Raw genomic sequence first — 3,488 nt, 5'->3', positions numbered from 1 at the left:
GCCGGACGGGTCACCGGCCGCCCCAGTCTGCTGCTGGGCAACCGGGACGCCGAGCAGGCTCACGTGTCGCTGGGCGTCCGCACGCCGGGGCGTGGCTGGGAGCATCGCTGGGCGCTGTCGGTACTCAACACCGCGCTGGGCGGCGGTCTGAGTTCGCGGTTGTTCCAGCAGGTTCGGGAGCTGCGCGGGCTGGCCTACTCGGTGTACTCGACGGTGGACGTCTTCGCCGACAGTGGTGCGCTGTCCGTCTATGCGGCCTGCCAGCCCGAACGCTTCGCCGAGGTGATGGCGGTGACCCGCGACGTGCTCGAATCGGTGGCTCGCGACGGCATCACCGAATCGGAATGCCGCATCGCCAAGGGATCACTGCGCGGCGGTCTGGTGCTCGGCCTGGAAGACTCCAGCTCGCGAATGAGCCGGCTGGGCCGCAGCGAACTCAACTACGGCAAACACCGCAGCATCGGGCACACCCTGCACCAGATCGATAAGGTGACCGTCGAGGAGGTCAACGCGGTGGCGCGCAAGCTGCTCGGGCAGCGCTACGGCGCCGCGGTCCTGGGGCCCTACGCCACCAAACGGTCACTGCCCCAACAACTTCGGGCGATGGTAACGTAGCTCAAATGTCCGCCTCTCCCCCGCAAGCGGGTGGTGCCCCCACACTCGCGCCGTGCCGGCGCTCGCCGTCGACGGACTAGCCGAATGGTACTGGGCCAGATGGTGCTGGGCTTTTGGGACATCCCCGTGCCCATCGTGGGCGCACCCATGGCCGGCGGGCCTGGGACGCCCGCATTGGCCGCGGCGGTGTCCAATGCGGGTGGGCTCGGATTCGTCCCGGGCGGACACCGCAGCGCCGAGCAGCTCGCCGACGACATCGCCGCGGCGCGCACCGCCACCACCGGCCCGCTCGGGGTGAACCTGTTTGTGCCCCAACCCAGCGTCGCCGACTGGGTGGCCCTGCACTACTACGCGGCCGAACTCGAAGAGATCGCCGAGCACTATCAAGTGGAGGTCGGTCACCCGCAGCACGGCGACGACGACGAGTGGGAGCAGAAGCTCGAGGTGGTGGCCGACCTTCGGCCAGAGCTGGTGTCCTTCACCTTCGGGGTGCCGCCGCCCGACGTGATCCGGCGGCTGGGCGCACTGGGCCTACTGGTGATGGTCACCGTGACCTCGGCCTACGAGGCGGGAATCGCCGTCGCGGCCGGCGCCGACAGCCTCGTGGTCCAGGGGCCCGCCGCCGGCGGGCACCGCGGCACCTTCGCACCGGACATGGAACCGGCCAACGAGTCGCTGCATCAGCTCATCGACCGCATCCGCAACGCGCACGACGTGCCGATCATCGCCGCGGGCGGACTGGGCACCGCCGACGAAGTGGGGGCCGCGCTGCGCAGGGGAGCGGTGGCGGCCCAGGTCGGCACCGCGCTACTGCTCGCCGACGAGGCCGGCACCAACCCGGCACACCGCATCGCCCTGAAGAACCCGCTGTTCGCCACGACTGTTGTGACGCGCGCGTTTTCGGGCCGCTACGCCCGCGGTCTGGAAAACGACTTCACCCGCATGCTCGATCACGTCGCGCCGCTGGGATACCCCGAGGTGAACCAGATGACCTCGCCGATCCGGGAAGCGGCCGCCGCCATCGAGGATCCCAACGGGATGGCGTTGTGGGCCGGGACGTCGTTCAAGAGCGCATGCGCGGGTCCCGCGGCCGACATCATCGCCAGTCTCGCGGCCACCAGTTAACGCCCCGCTCAGGCCAGAACCGCCGCCGGGTCGGTGAACCGCAGGCCGAGGTCGACAGCGACCTGTTCGGACAGGAGCCCGCCGTCGTGCGTCGAAAGGCCTTTGGCCAGAGCATGATCCGAACGGCACGCAGCCTGCCAGCCGCGATCGGCGAGCGCGAGCACGTACGGCATGGTCGCATTGGTCAGCGCCACCGTCGACGTCTTGGGCACCGCGCTGGGCATGTTCGCCACGCAGTAGAACACCGTGTCGTGCACCGCGAAGGTGGGATCGTCATGCGTGGTGGGCCGGGAGTCCTCGAAGCAGCCGCCCTGATCGATCGAGATGTCGACCAGCACGGCACCCGATTTCATTTGTGAGACAAGGGAATTCGGGATCAAATTCGGGGCCTTCGCACCGGGCAGCAGCACGGCGCCGATCACCAGGTCGGCGCGCTTGACGGTGCCCTCAAGGTCGTAGGCCGACGAGTAGCGGGTGCGGACCTGGCCACCGAACTCCGCGTCGAGCAGCCGAAGCTTGTTGATGTTGACGTCGAGCACCGTGACCGTCGCCCCCATGCCGCCGGCGACCCGGGCCGCGTTGTATCCGGCCGTTCCCGCCCCCACCACCACCACGTCGGCGGGCTTCACGCCCGGCACACCGCCCATCAGGACGCCGCGCCCACCGTGGGTGCGCATCAGGTGATAGGCCCCGACCTGTGCGGACAGCCGGCCGGCGACCTCGCTCATCGGGGCCAGCAGCGGCAGTGTGCCGTCGGCGGTCTGGACAGTCTCGTAGGCGATCGACGTCGTTCCGGATGCCAACAGCGCCTCGGTGCACGCCCGCGACGCCGCCAGGTGCAGAAAGGTGAACAGGATCTGGTTGCGCCGCAACAGGTCATACTCGGCAGGCACCGGTTCTTTGACCTTGAGCAGCAAATCCGCGTCGGCCCAAACCTGGTCGGCCGTCTCGGTCAGCTGGGCGCCCGCCGCCTTGAACTCCGAATCGCTGATCGCCGACCCTTCGCCGGCGCCGGCCTGCACAAACACGTCATGGCCGCGGCGGGTCAGCTCGGCGACACCGGCGGGGGTGATGGCGACCCGAAACTCATTGGTCTTGGTCTCGGTCGGTACGCCGACTCGCATGATCGCCCCTAGGTTGACGGTTCTCGTTCAAGTGTGAAGAAACTTCGCGGGAGCCGCAAAGGCTGGCTGTTTGCTGGCTATGATCGGCGAATGACCGACCCGTGCGTGCAGGCCACCGTGCGCATCGACGCCCGGCCCGACGTGGTGTACCGGCTCATCACCGACCTGCCCACGCTGGCCGAGCTGGCCGAGGAGGCGGTCGCGATGGAGTGGCGCAAGGGCAACGCGGTGAGCCCCGGCGCGGTGTTCACCGGCCACAACAGGAGCGGCCGCCGCAGCTGGAGCACCAAATGCACGGTCACCGACGCGGAGCCGGGCCGCCGCTTTGCGTTTGACGTGAGCCACACGGTCTTTCCGATCGCCCGCTGGCAATACGACATCGCCGCGGGCGACGGCGGGTGTGAGGTGACCGAAAGCACCTGGGACCGCAGGCCCGGGTGGTTCCGAAAGGTCGCCGGCAGGGCCACCGGCGTCACCGATCGGGCGGCCGCCAACACCGAGCACATCCGGCTCACGTTGCAGCGCCTCAAGCAGCGCGCCGAGACCGAGTAACCGAAGAGAACCACGGGAGTACCGATGACGCGACGCGATCCCGCCGTAGCCGTCGTCGGAGCCGGGATGTCG

Annotated in this window: 4 protein-coding genes; 3 read left to right on the top strand and 1 reads right to left on the bottom strand. The window is 69.1% G+C overall.

The window, feature by feature from the left end; genetic code table 11:
* On the top strand, nt 1-615 hold a 615-nt coding region (locus A5652_RS20425; protein WP_197514030.1), incomplete at its 5' end, for a pitrilysin family protein.
* 99 nt (nt 616-714) lie between these two features.
* Nucleotides 715-1,740, top strand: coding sequence for a nitronate monooxygenase (locus A5652_RS20420; protein WP_067355756.1), 1,026 nt, complete (start codon nt 715-717; stop codon nt 1,738-1,740).
* Between the two features lie 8 nt (nt 1,741-1,748).
* On the opposite strand, the gene ald is transcribed toward A5652_RS20420, so the two are convergent.
* Complete coding sequence (gene ald, locus A5652_RS20415; protein WP_067355752.1) at nt 1,749-2,864, bottom strand: alanine dehydrogenase; 1,116 nt, start codon at nt 2,862-2,864, stop codon at nt 1,749-1,751.
* Between the two features lie 90 nt (nt 2,865-2,954).
* Between ald and A5652_RS20410 the strand changes: the two genes are divergently transcribed.
* Entirely contained in the window at nt 2,955-3,416 is a 462-nt protein-coding gene (locus A5652_RS20410; RefSeq protein WP_067355749.1) for an SRPBCC family protein, read from the top strand.
* Nucleotides 3,417-3,488 lie beyond the last annotated feature (72 nt).

The sequence above is a fragment of the Mycobacterium sp. 1165178.9 genome (assembly GCF_001673555.1).
Taxonomy (GTDB): Bacteria; Actinomycetota; Actinomycetes; order Mycobacteriales; family Mycobacteriaceae; genus Mycobacterium.
This window is presented reverse-complemented; position numbering and strand designations above follow the sequence as displayed.

Coding starts and splice junctions, on each gene's coding strand:
- A5652_RS20420 (WP_067355756.1), top strand. CDS start 715: ATGGTGCTGGGCTTTTGGGACATCCCCGTGCCCATCGTGGGCGCACCC.
- A5652_RS20410 (WP_067355749.1), top strand. CDS start 2,955: ATGACCGACCCGTGCGTGCAGGCCACCGTGCGCATCGACGCCCGGCCC.
- ald (WP_067355752.1), bottom strand. CDS start 2,864: ATGCGAGTCGGCGTACCGACCGAGACCAAGACCAATGAGTTTCGGGTC.